Source organism: Kineosphaera limosa NBRC 100340 (genome assembly GCF_000298215.1).
GTDB lineage: Bacteria > Actinomycetota > Actinomycetes > Actinomycetales > Dermatophilaceae > Kineosphaera > Kineosphaera limosa.
On the sequence record NZ_BAHD01000007.1, the window covers coordinates 13,751 to 33,224 of the forward strand.

Here is a 19,474-nt window from a genome sequence, read left to right on the forward strand (position 1 = left end):
CCGACGGCAGCCGCCGCGCTGCTGGAGCTCTCACCCCTCATCGCCCGGGGTGCTGGTTCGCCCTCGGCGAGCCGGCACCCCGGGCCCAAGCGCTCATCGGGCTGCGCAGACCAGGTGTTTCGCAGACCGGTGCCTCACCCAGTGCTTCGCCCAATGCCTCACCCAGAGCCTCACCCAGCGCGCCAGCCGACGAAGGGACCACACGACATGAAAGCCCCCGACAGCGCACCGGCTCGACTTGTGGTTGGGCTCCCCGGGGGCCCTGGCGACCTGCGCAAGATGCGCACCGACGCCGCGAGCCTGCGCGCCTTCACCGAGTTGGGCGCCGGAGCGCGCCGGCGCGACGCGATCGCCTCGGTCACCGGCTCCTGGCTGCAGCGGGCGTGGCTGGGGGCGCAGACGCCCCGCGATGGCGTCGCCCTGGCCGCTGTCGGCAGCCTGGCCCGCGCGGACAGCGGCCCCGCCTCCGATCTCGACCTCGTGCTGCTGCACGACGGACGCCGGTCGGCCGCCGAGCTCGCCCAGATCGCTGAGCAACACTGGTATCCGCTGTGGGACTCCGGGGTGCGCTTGGACCACAGCGTGCGCACCCTCGCCGAATGCCGCGCGGTCGCCGGAGCCGACCTGGTGGCCGCCGTCGGGCTGCTCGACCTGAGGATGATCGCCGGTGACGCCGACCTGGTCGCCGGGGTTCGTTCGAGCGTCGCGTACGACTGGCGCGCCAACGCGCGCAAGCGTCTGCCCGAACTGCTGGAGGCCGTGCGGGAGCGACACGAGCGCTACGGCGAGTTGGCGCACCTCATCGAGCCCGACCTCAAGGAGGCCCGCGGGGGGCTACGCGACCTGACGATCATCCGGGCGTTGGCGGCGGCCTGGCTCGCGGACCGTCCGCGCGGCCAGGTCGACGAGGCCTACCAGCGGCTGCTCGACGCGCGCGACGCGTTGCACCTGGTGACCGGCCGCGGCCGGGAGCGGCTCGTGCAGCAGGAGCACGATGCCGTCGCCGCGCTGCTGGGTTACCGCGACGCCGACCTCATGCTCAAGGATGTGGCCGACGCGGGACGCGCGATCGCGCACGCCCTGGACTCCACGACCCGGCGGGCCGGGCAGAGCCAACGGGCTCGCGCACTGCGGATCGGTCCGCGCAAACCGGCACTGACCCCGTTGGGGCACGGGCTGTCCAGCCACGACGGGGAGGTCGTACTCGGCCCCCGCACCGACCCTGGCGCCGACCCGCTGCTCATTCTGCGGGCCGCCCGGGCGGCCGCGTCCGCGCAACTACCGATCGGGCCGACAACCCTGGAGAACCTCGTCGAGAACGTGCCGCATCTGCCCAAGCCGTGGCCGCCGAACGCCCGCGACCTGTTCGGCGAACTGCTCGCCTCCGGCGAGGGGCTCGTCGGGGTCTGGGAGAGCCTGACCCTGGCCGGGGTCATCGAGCAGTGGATTCCGGCGTGGTCGACGATCCGCAGCCTGCCGCAGCACAATCCGGTGCACCGACACACGGTCGACCGGCACAGCCTGGAGGCCGTGGTGCACGCCCGACGGCTGCTGGCCGATGTGCGGCGCCCCGACGTGCTGCTGCTCGCCTGCCTGCTGCACGACCTGGGCAAGGCCTTCGGCGCCGAAGACCACGCCGCGATCGGGGCGGAGCCGGCCGAGCAGGCGGTGCTCGCCCTGGGCTACGAACCGCAGCAGGCGAAACTGGTCGCACTGCTGGTGCGCCACCACCTCACGCTCGTCGACCTGGCGACCCGCCGCGACCCCGACGACCCGCGCACCCCGGAGCTGCTCTGCGCGGCCGTGGACAACGACCTGGACACCCTGGAGCTGCTGCGCGCCCTCACGGAGGCCGATGCGCGCGCGGCCGGGCCAGCGGCGTGGAGTTCGTGGCGGTCCCGGCTGGTCGACGATCTGGTGACGGCGGCGCGGGCCCGGTTGGCGCCGGGTGCTCCCGCGCTCGATTCGGCCGAATCGTCCGTCCAGATCCCCGGGCACGTGCGCGTCGCCGCTCAGCGGCTGGGGGTGCAGGTGCGGGTGGAAGACCACGGGGACGGCCAGCTGGTTGAGGTCGTGGCGCCCGACCGGGTCGGCCTGTTCGCCGACACCGCAGGGGTCCTGGCCGCCCACGGCCTGTCGGTTCGACGGGCCCGGCTGAGCACCGATGACGGAATCGCCATCGACCACTGGCACGTGGAGTCGCCCTCGGGGGCGCGCGCCGATCGGGAGGCGTTGGAGCGCGCGATGCTACGGCTGCGTTCCGGCGACCGCCGCGGCCTGGCGCCGCTGAGCCGGCGGCCGGTGCCGGTGCCCGACGCACCCGTGACCCGGGCGTTGCTCGTGCCCGACGCCGCCGCCGACGCCACCGTGCTCGAGCTGCGGGCCACCGACCGCCCCGGCCTGCTGCACGACGTCGGGCGGTGCCTCGCGCAACTCACGGTGAGCGTCCGCAGCGCGCACGTGGCCACCTACTGCGGCCAGGCAGTCGACACCGTCTACCTCACCGAACCCGACGGCAGCCAACTGGCTCCCGCCCGGGTGGCCCAAGTGATCCGCTCCCTCATCGACGCCGCCACCACCCCCTGACGCTCCGCCCCGGCCGATACCTGACCCACCCGACGGCTCGGCCGGAGCGGGAGGCTCAGTCGGCGGTGGACTTGACCCAGCGGGCCGGGTTGGCGATGAGGGTCTGCAACTCGGCCAGGGCGGCGCCGTGCGCCCCGGCCACATCGGAGTCGGCAACGCCGCGGGCGATGACGATGCGCGGCGGGCTCCAGGCCGAGCCCAGCACGCGGGTGGCCAGGCGGGCGGTGAGGTCGTCCTTGATATACGCGCCGAGGGCGCCCAGATGCCCGCCGAGGACGATCGTGGGGATGTCGACGACATTGACCACCCCGCCCAGGGCGACACTCAGCGCCCAGGAGGCCCGTTGCAACACGGCCTCCGCGCGCTCGTCACCGCTCTTGGCGCTGGCCACGAGGGCGGCGACGGCCTCCCGGGGAGTCCACGCCGTGGACCCCGGCGTGGACCCCGGCGTGGACCCCGGCGTGGACCCCGCGGTGGCGGGCGCCGGGCTGATCGCCTCGGCCTCGCGCCGCAGGGCATCCCCGCCGACGTACTGCTCCAGGCAGCCGGTGGACCCGCACCGGCACGCCGGACCGTTCGGGTCCACGCACACGTGCCCGATCTCCCCGGCCAGGCCGCTGCGTCCCGCCGCCAGCGTGCCGTCGGTCACCAGCGCGCCACCGACGCCGACCTCGCCGGCCAGGTAGACGAAGTCGGCCAGGTCCCCGCTGCGGCCGGGGCGGTTCTGGGCGACGGTGAGCGCGGCGAAGTCGGCTTCGTTGCCCATCCGCACGCCCAGATGCACCGGCTGACCGCTCATGCCTTTGGCCGGCATCGGCAGCAGCAGCGGCCCCGCCTCGACCTGCGACCAGCCGAGGTTGGGCGCCCGCATGAGGCGCCCAGTGCCGGCCACGACGATGCCCGGCAGCGCCAACCCCGCGCCGACCACGCGGGTGCTGCGGGGGAGTTTGCCCAGGATCTGCCGGGCCAGATCGCCCAGATCGCCGAGGACCGCCAGCGGATTGGAACCGACGAACTGGCCGTTCTGCCGCCGCGTCGCCAGCACCTGCCCGGCGAGATCGACCGCTACCGCGGCGATGAACTCGGTGTTGACCTGAAGGCCGAGCGCCACGATCTTGCCGCGCGAGGGCACCAGGGGTGTGGCCGGCCGGCCGGGCCCGCTGCCGACCTGGGGGGCCAACTCGTTGACGAAGCCGGCGTGCACCAGGTCGTCGACCAGGCGGGAGACCGTCGATCGGGTCATCGACGTGGAGTGCGCGACCTGGGCGCGCGAGGGCGGCTCGTGGGCGGCGACGATCCGCTGGAGCACGAGGCGGAGGTTGTTGTCCCGCAGCGACGACTGGCGGGCGCCGGCGGGCCCGATCGTGGCCACGCGCTGCGGTGTCCGAGGACGGGGAAGCGACATTCGGTCACGATACTCGCGCACGGTTCGATAATCGGGGCAAAATGTCGAACTGCAACAAAAGTCGCGCAGGTCGAGCGCCTACGCCGGGTGCCTACGCTGTCGTTCAGGTGTTCGATCCGTCGGTCCGATGCAGGCCGGTGCCGCCGGGCAGCGGGCCCAACATCGCCTCCGCTGCATCGGCCAGAGCGGGCAGGTCTGCGCGGCGGGTGCGGATGGCCACCCCACGGTTGTCGCGGCGCAGCGTGGTGCCCTCCGCGCGCCAGTGCGCCACCGCCTCGTCCAGCAGGTGCACCGGCAGGGTGCCCGCCGCGTTCGTCACCCGCCACCAGGGCAGTTGCGCCGCACCGGGCTCCGGTCCGGCCGCCATGATCGCGCCGACCTGGCGCGGACCCACGCCCAGCAGCTCGGCGACGTCGCCGTAGGAGACCACGCGCCCCGGCGGCACCAGCGCCACCACGGCGGCCACCGCGCGCCTAAGCCACGCGGCGTCGGCCCTCACTCCTGCGAGTAGTCATAGAAGCCCTTGCCGCTCTTGCGGCCCAGCTCACCGCGCTCGATGTAGCCGTCGAGCAATTCGATGGTGTTGGTGGGCAGTCCGGGCCGCTCATCCATGTAGTGCAGCTCGATGTCGCGTACGACATCCAGACCGACCTTGTCCATGAGCTGGAACGGACCCCAGTCCATGCCGAAGTTGATCATCCACATCTGGTCGATGTCTTGGGGCGTGCTCACGCCGTCGGCGACGACCGAAAGGCATTCGCGCTTGATGGCCGCCCAGATGCGATTGAAGATGAAACCCGTCGACTTCTTGGCGGCGATAAAGCCGAAGACGCCGTGCTTGGCCAGCTCCTCTTTCAAGAAGGGTAGAATCGCCTCGTCCGTGTGCCCGCTGCTCATGAGGTCGGCGGCGGGCAACTCCGGCGGCTGGTAGAAGTGCACATTGCACACCCGCTCGGGGCGCTGCACCTGGCCGATGATCTCCTCGCTGGCATAAGAGGAGGAGTTGGTCGCCAGAATGGCGTCGTCGTCGGCGATCTTGTCCAGTTCGCCGAAGAGCGAGATCTTCAGGTCCTTCTTCTCCGGGACGGCCTCGACGACGAGCCAGGCGCCGGGTACCGCATCGGCGATGTCGTCGTACAGCTCGATGGTGCCTACGCTGCCGTCGTCGATCGTCTCGATGACGCTCGCTAGGTTCTCCTCGACGTAGGTCTTGGCGTCCTGCCGCACCTGCGGAATCTTGTCGACGATGCGGACCACCCCGCCGCGGTTGGCCATCATCAGGGCGATTTTGCGGCCCAAGGTGCCCCCGCCGATGACGGTGACGGGGCGGGACTCGGTGTTCGTCGGCATCGTGAACGACATGGTGGCTGACCTTCCGAAGCGTGCGTCAGGCCGGCAGGCGCGACGCGAGGTGGATCGACTGCCTCCAATAGTGGTGCGCACCCGGTGCTCCTCGCGGCCGATTGGGGAATCGACCAGCGGGCGACACCCCGAGCGAGGCTGTGCGTGAGGCCTCGAGCGGGGCTCTGAGCAGCGACTGCGGCGTCGCGACGGTGGGCACGACGGGCCCCTGACGGCAGACCGGATAACCTGGGTCGGTGTTCAACAACCTGTCCGACCGTCTCACCCTGACGTTCAAGAACCTGCGCTCCAAGGGCCGGGTCACCGACAGCGACATCAACGCGACGATCCGCGACATCCGGGTCGCCCTGCTGGACGCCGACGTGTCCCTGCCGGTCGTGCGCGCGTTCACGTCGCGGGTGCGCGAGCGTGCCCTCGGTGCCGAAGTGCACGAGGCCCTCAACCCCGGTCAGCAGGTCGTCAAGATCGTCAACGACGAACTCGTCGAGATCCTCGGCGGGCAGACGCGGCCGATCCGGCTGGCCAAGCAGCCGCCCACGGTCATCATGCTCGCGGGTCTGCAGGGGTCGGGTAAGACGACGCTGGCCGGCAAGCTCGGTTACTGGCTCAAGCAGCAGGGGCACACCCCGATGCTCGTGGCCGCCGACCTGCAGCGCCCGAACGCGGTGACGCAGCTGGAGGTCGTGGGGGAGCGGGCCGGCGTGCCGGTCTTCGCGCCCGAGCGCGGCAACGTCGCCGGTTACGACGCCGCCGTCGAATACGGGTCGGGCACTCGCGGCTACGGCGACCCGATCACCGTGGCCCGCCAGGGTGTGGCGGAGGCCCAGCGCCAACAGCGCGACGTCGTCATCGTCGACACCGCCGGCCGCCTGGCGATCGACACCGAGCTGATGCAGCAAGCGGCTGACATCCGCTCCGCGATCGAGCCCGACGAGGTGCTGTTCGTCGTCGACGCGATGATCGGTCAGGCCGCTGTCGACACCGCGGTCGCCTTCTCCGACGGGGTCGACTTCACCGGCGTCGTGCTGTCCAAGCTCGACGGTGACGCCCGCGGTGGCGCTGCGCTGTCGATCGCGCACGTCACGGGTCGGCCGATCATGTTCGCCTCCACGGGTGAGCAGACCAAGGACTTCGAGGTCTTCCACCCCGACCGCATGGCCAGCCGCATCCTCGACATGGGTGACGTGCTCACCCTCATCGAGCAGGCCGAGCGGGCGTTCGACCGGCGCGAGCAGCAGGAGCTGACGCGCAAGTTCATGGAGGAGGAGGACTTCACGTTCGACGACTTCCTCCAGCAGATGTCGGCGATCAAGAAGATGGGGTCGCTCAAACAGCTGCTCGGCATGATGCCGGGGATGAACCAGATGCGCGAGCAGCTCGCCTCCCTCGACGAGCGCGAGTTCGACCGCGTCGAGGCGATGGTCCGCTCGATGACCCCGTTCGAGCGCAACCACCCCAAGCAGATCAACGGTTCACGTCGAGCCCGCATCGCCCGCGGCTCGGGCGTCACCGTCTCCGAGGTCAACCAGCTACTGGAGCGGTTCGGGCAGGCCCAGAAGATGATGCGCCAGCTGCGCCGTGGCGGCGGCATCCCGGGGATGCCCGGCATGCCCGGAGGCGGCGGCGGGGCGGCCAAGCGCAAGCCGCCGCCCAAGGTCAAGGGCAAGAGCGGTAACCCCGCCAAGCGCGCGCAGCAGGCGAAGGAGATCGAGGCAAAGCGCGCCCAGGCCCGCCAGAACGCCTACGGCGCCGCCTTTGAGCAGCCCGCCGCCGGACCCGCCGGGGGCGCGTTCGGAGCAGTCGGCCAGGCCGGTCAACCCGGCCAGGGCGCCGACCCCGCCCAGGCCGCGCAGGCCGCCGAACTCCTCAAGAACCTGGACCCGACGAAGCTGCCCAAGGGATTCGACAAGTTCCTCAAATAGGGCCCGCTTTCGTCATCCGGCGCCCTTGTGCGCCGCTGGTGCGCCGGGACAGACTGATCGCATCGACTCCTAGGGGGTAGGGGTCCGAAAGCGGGGGTTCGTCATGGGCGAGAGCGTCGTTGTGGCTGCGCGTACTGAAGGAATTGCGAGTGGCGGGCTCAGTGCCCGCAGCGCGGAGGCATCGGGCGACGATGGCGGTCCACCGGCACCCACGGGGCGGCAGACGTGGCCGTGGTGGTCGGCGGCCGCAGCGTTCGTCGTGGGCGGTCTGCTGACCGCTGCCGGCGGGGCGCTCCGCTGGTGGGGGCCGCTACGCCTCGATGATCGGGTCGCGCGGGAGAACGACGACGCGAACCCACTGCACATGGGCTGGACCTTTCACGTGCATCCCGGCAGCGGAGAACTCGTCGCCCCTGGCCAACTGCTCGTGGCAGCTGGTTTGCTCCTGTTGTTGTTCTTGCCGTGGCGCGGTCGCGCTGCCAAGGCCGTGGCTTATCCCACGTTGCTGTTCAGCGCACTGGGCGTCGCGTTTCGCCCCGGCGTGTGGGTCGCTTGGTGGGGGCAGGGCAAGCCGGAGGCGCCGTTCCCGGGCTGGTACCCACAGCTGCCCGCCGGGGTCGAAGGACTCGTCACGTTCTCGATGGGGTTCTGGGCGCTGGGGCTCGGGGTGTTGCTGCTGCTGGTCGCCGTCGCGATCCCTCCTCGTACCGGGGCACACGCGCAGACGTGGCGACGCACGACGCCGGCAGCCGTCACCCTGCTGCTCACGGCCCCCGCCTTCGAGCTGATGATCTGCTCCGCCGTGTTCGGCGCCAGCCACGACGACCCGGTGGGCACGGACGTTCTCTCCGGGCTGGCCTGGGTGGTGGTGGGGCTGCTGCTCGCGCGGGCCGCGGCCGCGGGTCGGGGGGCTGCCGCCGGACGGGGCGTCGCCGCCGGCGACCCACGACCGGCGCGCGGCTGGGTGTGGTGGCGTTGGGCTGGGGCGTTCTTCGTGCTCGCCGGAGTTGTGGGGCTGGTGGCCACGTGGCTCTACCCGCCGGAGCAGCTGATGCTGCTCGACGAGCCGCCGGCGACGCGAGTCCCGCTCGGTCGCGTCATGATGCTCGCCGAGCTGGCCGGCTTCGTGCTGTTCGTGGTCGGCCCGGTGCGCGGGGGACGACGACTGCTGGCCGCCGCCTTGGCACTGTTTGTGCTTGCCGCTGCCGTCTTGGCTATCGCGGAACAGCTCACTCGCACCTCGTCGGGGGCGATCTCGGAGGCGTTCGCGGGCGCGTCCATGGCCTTGACGATGCCGGCGCAGTTCGGCCTCCTGCCGTTGCTGGTCTCGGTGGTGGTCGCGTGGGAGTACAGCGTGACCCGCTCGATTCGCCCCGCCGGCCTTGGCCTCGTCGTGTTGGCCGGGGTGCTGTCGGTGCTCCTCGTGAACGCGGTGCGGTTCGTGGGCGGTCCCGAGGCGACCCAGAGCTTCCCGCCGATGCTGGAGACCCTGCTGTTGGGGCCGGCTCTGCTGATGGCCTCCCGGCCGCCAGCGCAGCGGCCGATCGCCGCGAAGGAGCCGATGCAACCGGCGGATGCGCAGCCTCCGGCCGACCGGTAGCCGACGACCCTCGCAGGATCGGCCCGTCCTCAGCCGCTGCAGGCGATGATCTGGGTGCGCAGCTGCTGGGCGTGTTCGCTGAGTCCGCCTTCTCCGGAGACGGTCGTCGCGACCTCCGTGACGAGCGTGGAGATGCCGGTGATGGCCTCGCTGATCGCCGCGATCGTCTGCACGGAGGCCGCCAACGCCTCCTGCGTGGCGACGACTTGGCGGGCGATGTCGTCCGAGGACTTGCTCGTCTCGTTCGCCAGCTCCTTGACCTCGCCGGCGACGACCGCGAAACCCTTGCCCAGGTCGCCGGCGCGGGCCGCCTCGATGGTCGCGTTGAGCGCGAGCAGCCGGGTCTGGCCGGCGACGCCGCTGATGATGGCGACGGCCTGCTGAATCTCGGCGCCCGCGGACTCCAGGGTGCGCACGGTCGAGATCGCGTCCGCGGCTCGAGCGACGGCGTCCTCGACCCCGGCGCTGAGATCGGCGCTGGTGCGTGCCAGGTGCACGGCGGTTTCGCTGACCTCGGCGGCAATGCCCATCGTCGTGGAGACGAGCTCGGAGCGGGTGGCCTCCTGGGCCGCCATCTCCTGCCCGACTGCGAGCATCTTCAGCCGGGCGGTGTTGATGTCTTTTGCGCCTGCCTCGAAGCCGCCGGGCATCCCGCGGAGCAGGAACTGGCGGTGGCCCCGCCCGTCGGCGGCGGCGCTCAGGCAGGCTTGCGCCTCGCGCATGAACGCGTCGACGACGTCGAGCAGGCGGTTGAACGACTCGCCGGCGGCGTCGAGCTGCTCGTTGCCGGTCAGTACGTCGGCACGCACCTCCAGGTCGCCGTGCGCTGCGCTCTCGATGACCTGGGCGAGTCGAGCCAGCGCCTCGTCGGCCGCGACGTCGACGGGCGCCGGGGTGGGCAGCGCGGTGCGCTTGGGCATCAGGAGCGCCATCACGCCACCTCTGCTCTGGACGCAGTGCTGGGGTCGATGAGGGACCAGATGTACTGGTCGTAGGTCAGGTGCTGCTCGGTGAGCGTGTCGGCGAGCAACCGGGCCGAGGCGTCGGCCGCCTCACTGGCCTTACGGTGGCGCTTCTCCTCGTCGAGCATCCGCTGATACAGCGGCAGCACCCGCGTCATCGCCGCCGGCTCCGGCACGCGCCGATTCGAGTGGAAGCCGATGATCTTGCCGGCGCGATCGCGGGTCGGCGTGACGTGGGCGAGCACCCAATAGTGGTCGCCGTTCTTGGCCAGGTTGTTGATGAACGCGAAGATCTCTTCACCGCGCCCGATCGAGTCCCACAGCAGCCGGAACACACCGCGTGGCATCTGGGGGTGCCGGATGAGATTGTGCGGCTGGCCGATGATCTCCGGCAGCGTGTATCCGGAGACGCGGACGAAGACATCGTTCGCGTAGGTGATCCGGCCTTTCGGGTCGGTCTTGGAGACGAGTAGCTCACTGGGTTCGAAGCGTCGCTCTCGGCCCGTGGGCGCAACGGCGGACAAAGTGCCTCCTCGGCATAGTCATCCCCGGGCACCTTGTGAGAACCGACGGGATCGAATACACACTGTTATTCGGTGTTGGCGAGGCTGTTCTTAGTCGGTCGTCCTGCACCGCTCCTCTCATCCGGCCAGGTGCGCCCAGCTGCGCTCGAGCTCGGTCCAGGGGCCGACGGCGGCGACGCGGCCGTCGGCGACGACGACGACCCGATCGGCCTGGGCGAGCGCGGCGCGTTTGGACGTGGCGCCGATGACGGTCGCGTTGCGGTCGCGCAGGGCCCGCCACAGGTCCACCTCGGTGCGGGCGTCCAAGGCCGAGGAAACGTCGTCGGCCAGGAGCAGCTCGGCGTCGGCAGCCAGGGCTCGGGCCAGGGCCAGGCGCTGCACCTGGCCGCCGGACAGCCGCACGCCGCGGTGCCCGACCAACGCCTCGGGGCCACCGGCGCTCTCCACGTCGGCGCTCAGGCGCGCATCGGCGACCGGCGCGGTGAAGAGTCGCTCGTGGCCCAACCGAACGTTGTCCGCAAACGTGCCCGAGAGCACCCGCGGCACCTGGGCGACGTAAGCCACCTGACCGGGGCGCAGGAACAGTTCGGGGTCGCCGACCTCGGTGCCGTTCCAGCGCAGCGAGCCACGGTGGTCGACCAGCCCGGCCAACGCCCGCAGCAGGCTCGACTTGCCAGAGCCGATCTGCCCCAGCAGCAACACCAGTTCGCCGCGCTCGACGTCGAGGTCGACGTCCTCGATGCCGATCGTCCCGTCCTCGTGCATGGCCGTGAGGCCGCGCAGCGTGAGCTGCCGCAGGGGCGCGCGGGGCACTCGCGGCGGGTCGGGGGCCGCGCCGGTGAGCAGATCGACTCCGTCGGGCAGCTGCATGAGGTCGACCCCACCGGCCATGCGGCCGGTCGCCGTCTGCCAGGAGCGGGTGCCGGGCGCCTCGGTGACGACGGCACCGGCGACTCGGCCGAACCAGTCGAAGCCGCTGACGGCGGTCGCGACGAGCAGCGCCGTCGCCAGGCCCCAGGCGTCGAGCAGCACGCCGAGCCAGGCCGCGACCACGCCGAGCTGCACCATGATCGTCGGCACTCCGTCGAGGGCCGACTGCACGCGGTGCTCGCGGACGGCCGCGCGCACCCGCCGCTCATCAACGGCCAACAAGTGTGTGCGTACCTGTGGCAGGCGCCCCGCGAGCTTGACGGTGCGCGCGGCGTCGAGCACCGAGACGAGGGTGCGACCGAAACTGGCCCGCGCCGCGGAGGCAGCCGTCGCCGACTTGCCCGCGATGGGGCGGCCGAAGGCGGACGCCAGACCCGCGGCGACCATGACGCACAACAGCACCAGTCCGGCGAGCCATGAGCCCGCGGCCAGGCTGGTGAACCCTGCGATGAGCAGGCCGTTGAGCACATCGACCCAACGGTCGGCGTAGCGCGCGTACCGGTCGGAGTCCAGGGCGCGCGCCACGACCTCTCCGGCCGGAGACGGAGGTAGCCGACGCTGACCGCTCTGGCCGACGAGCACGGCCATCCGCACGCGGAGCAGCACCTCGACCCACCAGCGCGGGTAGCGCATGACCCCGGCCGCCAGCGCGACCGGCCCCAAGAGCGCGCTCACCACGACCAGCGCCACCCAACCCCACGGGCTCCCGCCGGTGCTCAGGGACTCGACGGCGTGGCCCCAGCCGTAGCCGGTCAAGGCGCCCATGGCGCCGGACAGTCCGTAGGCGAGGAACAGACCGACCGACAGGATCCCCCAACGCGGCCGCACGATGAACACGCGCCAGATGCCGCGGGCCAGGGACGGTCCGGAGCCCGCGTCGGCCCGCGGCACGACCTCGCCGCGGCGTCGGGAAGTGCCGACCGCTACCGGCTCGGCGGATCCGCCGGGACGGGTGCCGGCCGGCTCAGAGCTCGGCTCCGTCGATGGTGCCGTCGATGGTGCCGTGGATGGCGCCGTGGTGGTCGCCGCATCGGATGTCTGGGTGGCCTCGTGCGGGGCCCGATTCTCCTCGCTCAGGCCGGCGGCCTCGAGCAGGTCGCGGAAGGGTCCTTCGGCGCGCGCGAGCTCGACGCGGCTCCCGGCCTGGACGATCCGGCCGTCGGTCAGGACTGCGACCTGGTCGGCGCGGGCGATCGTGGACAGGCGGTGGGCGATGAGGATGCCAGTGCGGCCGCGCAGCAGCCGGTCGGCGGCGGCGACGACGCGGGACTCGGTGAGCGGGTCCATCCGGGCGGTCGCTTCGTCGAGCACGACCACCTCGACGTCGCGGATGAGCAGCCGAGCGAAGGCCAGCAGCTGCTCCTCGCCGGCCGACAGCGTGGTGCCTCCGGCGCCCAGCGCGGTGTCCAGGCCCTCGTCCAGGCCGGCGACCCAATCGGTGAGCCCCAGCTCGGTGATGACCTGCTCGATGCGGTCGCGCGGCAGGTCCGCGAACAGCGTGATGTTCTCGGCGAGGGTGCCCGCGACGATCTCGGTGCGCTGGGTGACGACCCCGACGGCGCGCCGCAGCTCCTGCAGGTCGACGTCGAGCACGTCGACTCCGCCGAGAAAGACCGTGCCGGCGGGAGGGTCGACCGCGCGGGAGACGAGCGCGGCCAGCGTCGATTTGCCGGAGCCGGTGCGGCCCACGAGCGCGAGCGTCTGCCCGGCCGGCACGCTCAGGTCGATGTCCCGCAGGGCGAAGGAGCCTTCCGGGTAGCCGAAGTGCAGGTCCTCGAAGCGCAGGTCCAGTGCGCCGGGCGGGAGGCTGCGCCCGCCGACGGGCTCCGGGGCAGAGGCGAGCATGAGGCGCAGCCGCAACACGGCGCCCATCCCGGCCTGCAGGTCGGGCAACTGCTCGGCGACGTGGGCGGTGAGCCCGACGAACGTGCTCGTCACGAGGAACAGGGTCACGAGTTGGGCCACGCTCAGCCCGCCGCCCAGCGCCAACGCGGTGCCGACCACCGCTGTCGCGGCGAGCAGCGCGTGCAGGGTCAGGCCGGCGCGCAGCACGACCTTGCGCTCGAGCACCAGGACGTTCTCGAAGCGAGCGTGGACGATCGCCGACAGCCGAGCTAGGCGCTTGATGGCGAACGCCTGCCCCAGGCTCGTGCGCAGGTCGTCGCGGCCGGCGACACCCTCCTCGAGAGCGGCGGCGTGATCGGTCCACGCGGCCTCCTCGACGACCTTGCGCTCGGCGATGCCGGGCAGCAGGGGGCGCACGACGCGCAGCGTCAGCCATGTGACGAGGGGAAACACGATGGCCCCCGGCCACCAGGTGAGGGCCGCCACGACGAGCATCGGCACGCCGGTGAGCACGGCGCGCAGCATCATCCACACCTGCAGGCGCACGAGCGAGCCGACCTCGCGGGTGTCGTCGTCGACGCGGTCCAGCACCTCCCCGACGGCCTGCTCGGTGAGCACCGCCAGCGGCTGATTGAGCGCTGCGTCCAGCAGGTCCGCCCGAAGCCGACCCTCGGCCAGATCGGCGGCCCCCGCCCACAGCACCCGCCCAACGGTGTCGAGACACGCGCCGCCCACGACGCATAGGGCCAGCCAGCCCACGAGATCGAGGCGGACCCCCTCGGCCAGCCGGCCCGCGACGACCGTGCCGAGAGCGGTGCCGATCGAGCCGAGCAGCAGGGCCAGCAGCGCCACGGCACAGACGGGGGTCAGCAGCCGCCGCCAGGTGACCGTCGGGGGCGCCGGTGCGCGCCGACCCGCGTCGGCACTGGTGCCGGCTGAGTCGAGGGAGCGGGCGAACAGAGTGGTCACGAGTACCGAAGCGTAATGAGTCAGCCCCGGCGAAGCACGTGAATTTCGCGCGAGCTCCACGCGTCGCCCCAGGTGGCGGCCCTGACCCCCCGATGCGGCCCGGTGCGCCGGCCTGGTGGCGGACTGGTGGCGGACTGGTGGCGGCGCGTTGCGGCGGTCCGGTCAGCCGGTCGCGCGGGTGACCTCGTCGAGGTGGGCGCGGGCGTCCGCGTACCGATGGGTGATGAGTTCGATGACCGCCGGGTGCTCGGCCAGCGGGTCGGTCACCAGGTCCGCGCCGGCCTCGCGGAGTCGGTCGTGGAAGAAGCCCTCGCCGATGAGGTACGACGCGACGACGGCACGGCCGGTGCGGCAGGCGCGCCAGGCGCGAGCCGCGGCGACGGCCGCCGGCACCGTGGGGGAGGCGCTGGCCCCGAAACCGACACCCACCCGACCCGGCCAGCGGCGCGCCAGGAGTGCGGCTACGGCCTTCGCGTCGGCAGCGGCCTGGGGGCGCGAGGAGCCGGCGGCCGCCAGCACGATCGCATCGCCCGGTTTCGCGCCGCCCTGAACGAGGCGCTCGATCAGGGCCTGGACCAGCAGCGGGTGCGGACCCAGGGCGCCGCTGGTCGCGGCCAGTGCGTGCGGTGCGACGGCGCCCAGCACGTCGACCTGCACGTGGTAGCCCATGCTCAACAGCAGCGGAACGACGGCCACTCGTCGACCGGCCGCAGCGCGCGCCGCGACGACCTGCGCCACGCGTGGCTCCTGCACGTCGACATAGGCGAGCTCGACGTGCACGCCCGGGAGCTGAGCGGCTACGGCTTCGCGGATCCGATGGCTGGTCGCCGCGCCCGCCGCGTCGCGGGTGCCGTGGGCGACGAGCACCAGATCGGTGGGTGCACCCCGATCGAGGTGAGCGGATCGGTCGTGCCGCGGGGGCAGCAGGGTCGGGGCGGTGGTCATGGGTGGGCTCCCTGTTCGGCGCGGGGCCGGCTCGGATCGAGCATCGGGTCGTTGCGCACTTCGTCGGGCAGCATGTTTGCGGTGCGTACGTTTTCGGGCGGTACGTCATCGGGCAACACATCGAGTCGGTAGCCGCGTTTGACCACGGTCTGCACGAGCGGGCGCAGGCCCGGGGCCTCGCGCAGCCGGGCCACCGCCATCTCGGCCGTATGCGGATTAGTGCTGTCTCCCGGTAGTTCGGCCAGGATGGCGGCGCGGGTGACGACGGCACCCTGCGCCTGCGCCAGCAGCCGCAGTACCGCCAGCCCCGCCGGCGTGAGCGGCAGCGGCCGGCCCTCCAGGTGGGCGGCGCGAGTTCGCACCATCAGGGTCCCCGCGGGGGTGTGGACGCGCGCGGCAGCCCGCGGCGCCAACGCCTTGACGAGTTCGCGCACGAGCGCCCCGAGGCGGTAGCGATCCGGCACGATCGGCTCGATGCCTACCGCCTGCAGCGGGCCCGCCGTCACCGGACCCACGGCCGCGGCGAGGACGTCTCCCTGGGGATGGCAGGCAGCGACGACCTCCTCGAACCGGCCGTGGCTGCGGGCTCGGTCGAGAAACTCGGCCGCCATCGGCGCGGAGGTGAAGACGACCGCGTCGACCTGTTTGTCGGCCACCAGGTCGATCCCGCGAGCCACCGCCGCCGGATCCGGGCTCGGCCCGACTCGATAGACGACCACCGGGGTGACCCGGGCGCCGGCATCGGCGAAGAGTGCGTCGAGGCCGTCGTCGCCGGATCCGTGGTGCTGCACGGCGACGTGGCGACCCTCGACTCCCTGCGCCAGCAGGTACTCGCCGACCTCAGCCGCCGTCTCCGACTCTGCGGTCCAGGCGGCGGAAAGCCCGGCCTGCAGAATCGCACCCTTGGCCTTGGGGCCGCGGGCGACGATCTGCGTGTCGGCCAGCGCCGCGAGGAGGTCGGTGGCCAGGCCCGCCGCGTCGGCCGCCTCGACCCAGCCGCGCAGCCCGACTCCGGTCGTCACCACGAGGACGTCCGGAGGATCGGCGATGAGGTCGCGCGTTCGATCCGTCAGCTCGTCGTCGTCCGCGTGCGGGACGATCGAGAGCACCGGTGCATCGACGATGGCGGCACCCCGCCGGGCCAGGGCCGCCCCCAACTCGGCAGCCCGGCGCTGGTTCGTCAGCAGCACCCGAAGTCCACCAAGTTGCTCCTGCATGGTCTTTCCTTATCCCGCTTCCGTGACGGCCGTTGCGCTCGACGTGGACGCGTCGAGCGATGCTCCGGCGTGCGGAGCCCGGGCTACGCATACCCGACCCTCGCAGACCTGCACCGGCCAGGTGGCCAGCGCCACGGCCGGATCGGTGAGGCAGACGCCGGTGCGCACGTCGAAGGCCTGCTTGTACATCGGCGACTGCAGCGTCGGCACCTGCTCCCCGTCGACGATCGCCGAGCCCACGATGCCACGGGACATGACGTTGGCCCCGCTGAACGGATCGTGCTGCGCCACAGCGTAAACCGAGTCGTCGAGCAGGCGGACCAGCGCCACCTGTGCGCCGCCGACCCACGCCGCGGCGGCCCGCTCGGGCAGCAGTTCGGTCAGTGCGCAGACATCCTCATAGGCGGTCTCGACGGACAACGAATCCTCCACAGTAACGTGTGTGATTGTCGGACGGGTGGGGGCTGTTCGGGCCGTGGTCACGAGCGCACCTCGATCCGCGCTCCGAGCGAAACGGGCGTGTCCGCACCGCTGCCCTCGTCGGCGTGTGTCACTGCGACGTCACCGGGGAAGCCGGTGGTGACGTCGCGCTCATCCGCCGCGGCCGGTCGCTTCTGGCCGCGCTCGGGCACGTAGGCCAGGTCGGGATCAGCCATGGCCGGCGCGTTGACGAACGATCGGAAGCGAGCGAGCTTCTCCGGGTCCTCCAGCACGTCGCGCCACTCGTCGGAGTAGCCCGCGACGTGTGCATCCATCGCCGCGTCGAGGTCCGCGCAGATGCCCAGGGCGTCATCGAGGATGATCTCGCGCAACCGGTCGATGCCGCCGTCCAGGTCGGCCATCCACGGGGCGGTTCGCTGCAGCCGGTCGGCGGTCCGGATGTAGTACATGAAGAACCGGTCGATCGCCCGGATCAGGGTGTCGTCGTCGAGGTCTTCGGCGAGCACCACGGCGTGCCGCGGCGTGAACCCGCCGTTGCCGCCGACATAGAGGTTCCACCCCTGCTCCGTCGCGATGACGCCGACGTCCTTGCCGCGGGCCTCCGCGCACTCGCGGGCGCAACCGCTGACCCCGACCTTGAGCTTGTGCGGCGCGCGCAGCCCCCGGTAACGCAACTCGAGCCGGATCGCCATGCCGACGCTGTCCTGCACGCCGTAGCGGCACCACGTCGAGCCCACACACGACTTCACGGTGCGCAGGGACTTGCCGTAGGCGTGGCCGGACTCGAAGCCCGCGTCGACCAGACGCTGCCACACGAGCGGCAACTGCTCGATCCGCGCGCCGAACATGTCGATGCGCTGACCACCGGTGATCTTGGTGTAGAGCCCGAAGTCGCGGGCGATCTCGCCGATGACGATGAGTCCCTCCGGGGTGATCTCGCCGCCGGGGATGCGCGGGACGACCGAGTACGTGCCGTCTTTTTGGATGTTGGCCAGCACGTGGTCGTTGGTGTCCTGCAGCGTGGCCTGCTCGCCTGCCAGGATGTGCCCGGAGCCCAGGCTGGCCAGGATGGAGGCAACTGTCGGCTTGCAGATGTCGCAGCCGCGACCGCGGCCGTGCCGGGCGATGATCTGGCTGAACGACCGCTCGCCGGTGACTCGGACGATGTCGAACAGCTCGGCGCGCGGCATGTCGAAGTGCTCGCACAGCGCACGGCTGACGCTCAGGCCCGACTTCACCATCTCCGCGGCGAACAACTTCTTGACCAGCGGCAGGCAGGAGCCGCAGCTCGTGCCGGCCCTGGTGCACGCCTTGACCTCGCCGAGGTCCGTACAGCCGCCCTCGCAGACGGCCGAACGGATGGCGCCCGCGTCGACGTTGTTGCAGGAGCAGACGGTGGCGTCGTCGGGCAGCTCCCCGCCAGGGGCACCGCCGGCCGCTCCCTCGGGCAGCAGATAGGCGGCCGGATCGCCACCGAGTTCGCGGCCCAACAGAGGCCGCAGCGAGGCGTAGGCGGAGGCGTCGCCGACGAGGATTCCGCCGCGCAGCGTGCGCGCGTCGTCGCAGAGCACGAGTTTCTTGTAGACGCCGGCGACAGGGTCGGCGTAGACGATCTCCAGGCTCCCGGGCTGAGTCGCGAACGCGTCGCCGAAGCTGGCGACGTCGACGCCGAGCAGCTTGAGCTTGGTCGCGGTGTCGGCACCGGGGAAGCTCGCCGCCCCTCCCAGGAGCCGGTCGGCGACGATCTCGGCCATCGAGTAGCCGGGCGCGACCAGCCCCCACACGCGACCCTGGATGCACGCGACTTCACCGATCGCGGACACCGCGGGGTCCTGCGTCAGGCAGACGTCGTCGACGATGACACCGCCGCGCTCGCCCACCGGCAGGTCGGTCGCGCGGGCGAGCTCGTCGCGGGGGCGCACGCCGGTGGCCAGCACGACGACGTCGACGTCGATGCGCCGATCGTCGCTGAACGTCATGGAGGACACCTGGCCGCGAGTGGCGCCGATCCGCTTGGTCGCGGTACCCGTGAGCACGGTGACACCCAGGTTGCCGATGAGGCGCGACAGGGCCTGCCCGCCGCCCTCGTCGACCTGGATCGGCATGAGTCGCGGTGCGAACTCCACGACGGTGGAGTCGACGCCCATCGCCTGCAGCGCGCCGGCGGCCTCCAGGCCGAGCAGGCCACCACCGATGACCGCACCCTTGAGTGGCCGCGCCAGGTCGCGGCCCCGCTGCTGCACGTACCCCTTGAGCTCGGCGACGTCGTCGATCGTGCGGTAGACGTAGACGCCGCTGTGCTCGTTGCCCTCGATGGGTGGCACCGCGGCGTTGGAGCCGGTGGCCAGGACGAGGTGGTCGTAGGCGATGGGCTCGCCGCGGGTGACGGCGACGGTTTGGGCCGCGCGGTCGATGCCGGTGACGGCCACGCCGCGCCGCAGCGTGACCAGCGGATCGCGCCATAGCTGCGGATCGCCCAACTCCAGTTCGGTCGCGCTCTTGCCGCTGAAATAGCTCGTCAGAGCGACCCGGTCGTAGGGGGCACGAGGCTCCTGAGCGAGCACGGTGATCCGCCAGGTGCCCTCGGTGTCGCGGGATCGCAACGCCTCGACGAGACGGTGGGCGACCATGCCGCCGCCGACTACGACGCAGTGCCGGGTGCCGGACGGGTCGCCGATGGGCACCTGCGGCGGCTCGGCCTGAAAAGGGGTCGAGGTCATAGCGGTGTCCTCTTTCGTGTGCGGTGCGGGAAAGTCGGCGACGGCG

At 71.9% G+C, this 19,474-nt stretch carries 13 protein-coding genes; 3 read left to right on the forward strand and 10 right to left on the reverse strand.

What is annotated here, in order from left to right:
- The first annotated feature begins 207 nt into the window (after positions 1-207).
- On the forward strand, positions 208-2,586 hold the full coding sequence (locus KILIM_RS02865; RefSeq protein WP_006591110.1) for a [protein-PII] uridylyltransferase: 2,379 nt from the start codon (positions 208-210) through the stop codon (positions 2,584-2,586).
- A gap of 55 nt (positions 2,587-2,641) precedes the next feature.
- On the opposite strand, the gene KILIM_RS02870 is transcribed toward KILIM_RS02865, so the two are convergent.
- The 3 genes from KILIM_RS02870 to KILIM_RS02880 form a co-directional block, all read right to left on the reverse strand.
- Complete coding sequence (locus KILIM_RS02870) at positions 2,642-3,991, reverse strand: ROK family transcriptional regulator (RefSeq protein ID WP_051988610.1); 1,350 nt, start codon at positions 3,989-3,991, stop codon at positions 2,642-2,644.
- Between the two features lie 103 nt (positions 3,992-4,094).
- A complete protein-coding gene (locus KILIM_RS21985) occupies positions 4,095-4,490 on the reverse strand; it encodes an MGMT family protein (RefSeq protein WP_006591112.1) in 396 nt (131 codons plus the stop codon).
- Entirely contained in the window at positions 4,487-5,353 is an 867-nt protein-coding gene (locus KILIM_RS02880) for a 3-hydroxyacyl-CoA dehydrogenase family protein (protein WP_006591113.1), read from the reverse strand. Before KILIM_RS02880 ends, KILIM_RS21985 begins: the two co-directional genes overlap by 4 nt.
- A 236-nt stretch (positions 5,354-5,589) precedes the next feature.
- On the opposite strand from KILIM_RS02880, the gene ffh reads away from it, so the two are divergent.
- Positions 5,590-7,275 carry a signal recognition particle protein gene (gene ffh / locus KILIM_RS02885; RefSeq protein WP_006591114.1) on the forward strand — a complete coding sequence of 562 codons (1,686 nt, stop codon included), beginning with the start codon at positions 5,590-5,592 and terminating at the stop codon, positions 7,273-7,275.
- Positions 7,276-7,534: 259 nt separating this feature from the next.
- Positions 7,535-8,875, forward strand: a complete 1,341-nt coding sequence (locus KILIM_RS02890; RefSeq protein WP_040561998.1) for a hypothetical protein — start codon at positions 7,535-7,537, stop codon at positions 8,873-8,875.
- A 29-nt stretch (positions 8,876-8,904) separates the two neighbouring features.
- On the opposite strand, the gene KILIM_RS02895 is transcribed toward KILIM_RS02890, so the two are convergent.
- The 7 genes from KILIM_RS02895 to nirB form a co-directional block, all read right to left on the reverse strand.
- Positions 8,905-9,807, reverse strand: a complete 903-nt coding sequence (locus KILIM_RS02895) for a methyl-accepting chemotaxis protein (protein ID WP_006591116.1) — start codon at positions 9,805-9,807, stop codon at positions 8,905-8,907.
- The gene (locus KILIM_RS02900; RefSeq protein ID WP_006591117.1) at positions 9,807-10,361 is read right to left on the reverse strand and encodes a PAS domain-containing protein; all 555 of its coding nucleotides are present in this window, start codon (positions 10,359-10,361) and stop codon (positions 9,807-9,809) included. The genes KILIM_RS02895 and KILIM_RS02900 overlap by 1 nt, the downstream gene beginning before the upstream one ends.
- A 117-nt stretch (positions 10,362-10,478) precedes the next feature.
- A complete protein-coding gene (locus tag KILIM_RS02905) occupies positions 10,479-14,105 on the reverse strand; it encodes an ATP-binding cassette domain-containing protein (RefSeq protein WP_006591118.1) in 3,627 nt (1,208 codons plus the stop codon).
- A 162-nt stretch (positions 14,106-14,267) separates the two neighbouring features.
- Positions 14,268-15,050 (reverse strand): sirohydrochlorin chelatase, encoded by a 783-nt coding sequence (locus KILIM_RS02910; RefSeq protein WP_006591119.1) that lies wholly within the window; start codon positions 15,048-15,050, stop codon positions 14,268-14,270.
- On the reverse strand, positions 15,047-16,267 hold the full coding sequence (locus KILIM_RS02915; protein WP_006591120.1) for a uroporphyrinogen-III synthase: 1,221 nt from the start codon (positions 16,265-16,267) through the stop codon (positions 15,047-15,049). Before KILIM_RS02915 ends, KILIM_RS02910 begins: the two co-directional genes overlap by 4 nt.
- A gap of 9 nt (positions 16,268-16,276) precedes the next feature.
- Positions 16,277-16,687, reverse strand: a complete 411-nt coding sequence (gene nirD, locus KILIM_RS02920; protein ID WP_006591121.1) for a nitrite reductase small subunit NirD — start codon at positions 16,685-16,687, stop codon at positions 16,277-16,279.
- 59 nt (positions 16,688-16,746) lie between these two features.
- A complete protein-coding gene (gene nirB, locus KILIM_RS02925; protein WP_006591122.1) occupies positions 16,747-19,428 on the reverse strand; it encodes a nitrite reductase large subunit NirB in 2,682 nt (893 codons plus the stop codon).
- Positions 19,429-19,474: the final 46 nt, after the last annotated feature.

What these genes read in the sequence shown, in the direction of transcription:
- KILIM_RS02915 (WP_006591120.1), bottom strand. Translation starts at nt 16,267, where the DNA reads ATGCAGGAGCAACTTGGTGGACTTCGGGTGCTGCTGACGAACCAGCGC.
- KILIM_RS02870 (WP_051988610.1), bottom strand. Translation starts at nt 3,991, where the DNA reads ATGTCGCTTCCCCGTCCTCGGACACCGCAGCGCGTGGCCACGATCGGG.
- KILIM_RS02880 (WP_006591113.1), bottom strand. Translation starts at nt 5,353, where the DNA reads ATGTCGTTCACGATGCCGACGAACACCGAGTCCCGCCCCGTCACCGTC.
- KILIM_RS02865 (WP_006591110.1), top strand. Translation starts at nt 208, where the DNA reads ATGAAAGCCCCCGACAGCGCACCGGCTCGACTTGTGGTTGGGCTCCCC.
- KILIM_RS02910 (WP_006591119.1), bottom strand. Translation starts at nt 15,050, where the DNA reads ATGACCACCGCCCCGACCCTGCTGCCCCCGCGGCACGACCGATCCGCT.
- nirB (WP_006591122.1), bottom strand. Translation starts at nt 19,428, where the DNA reads ATGACCTCGACCCCTTTTCAGGCCGAGCCGCCGCAGGTGCCCATCGGC.
- KILIM_RS02895 (WP_006591116.1), bottom strand. Translation starts at nt 9,807, where the DNA reads ATGGCGCTCCTGATGCCCAAGCGCACCGCGCTGCCCACCCCGGCGCCC.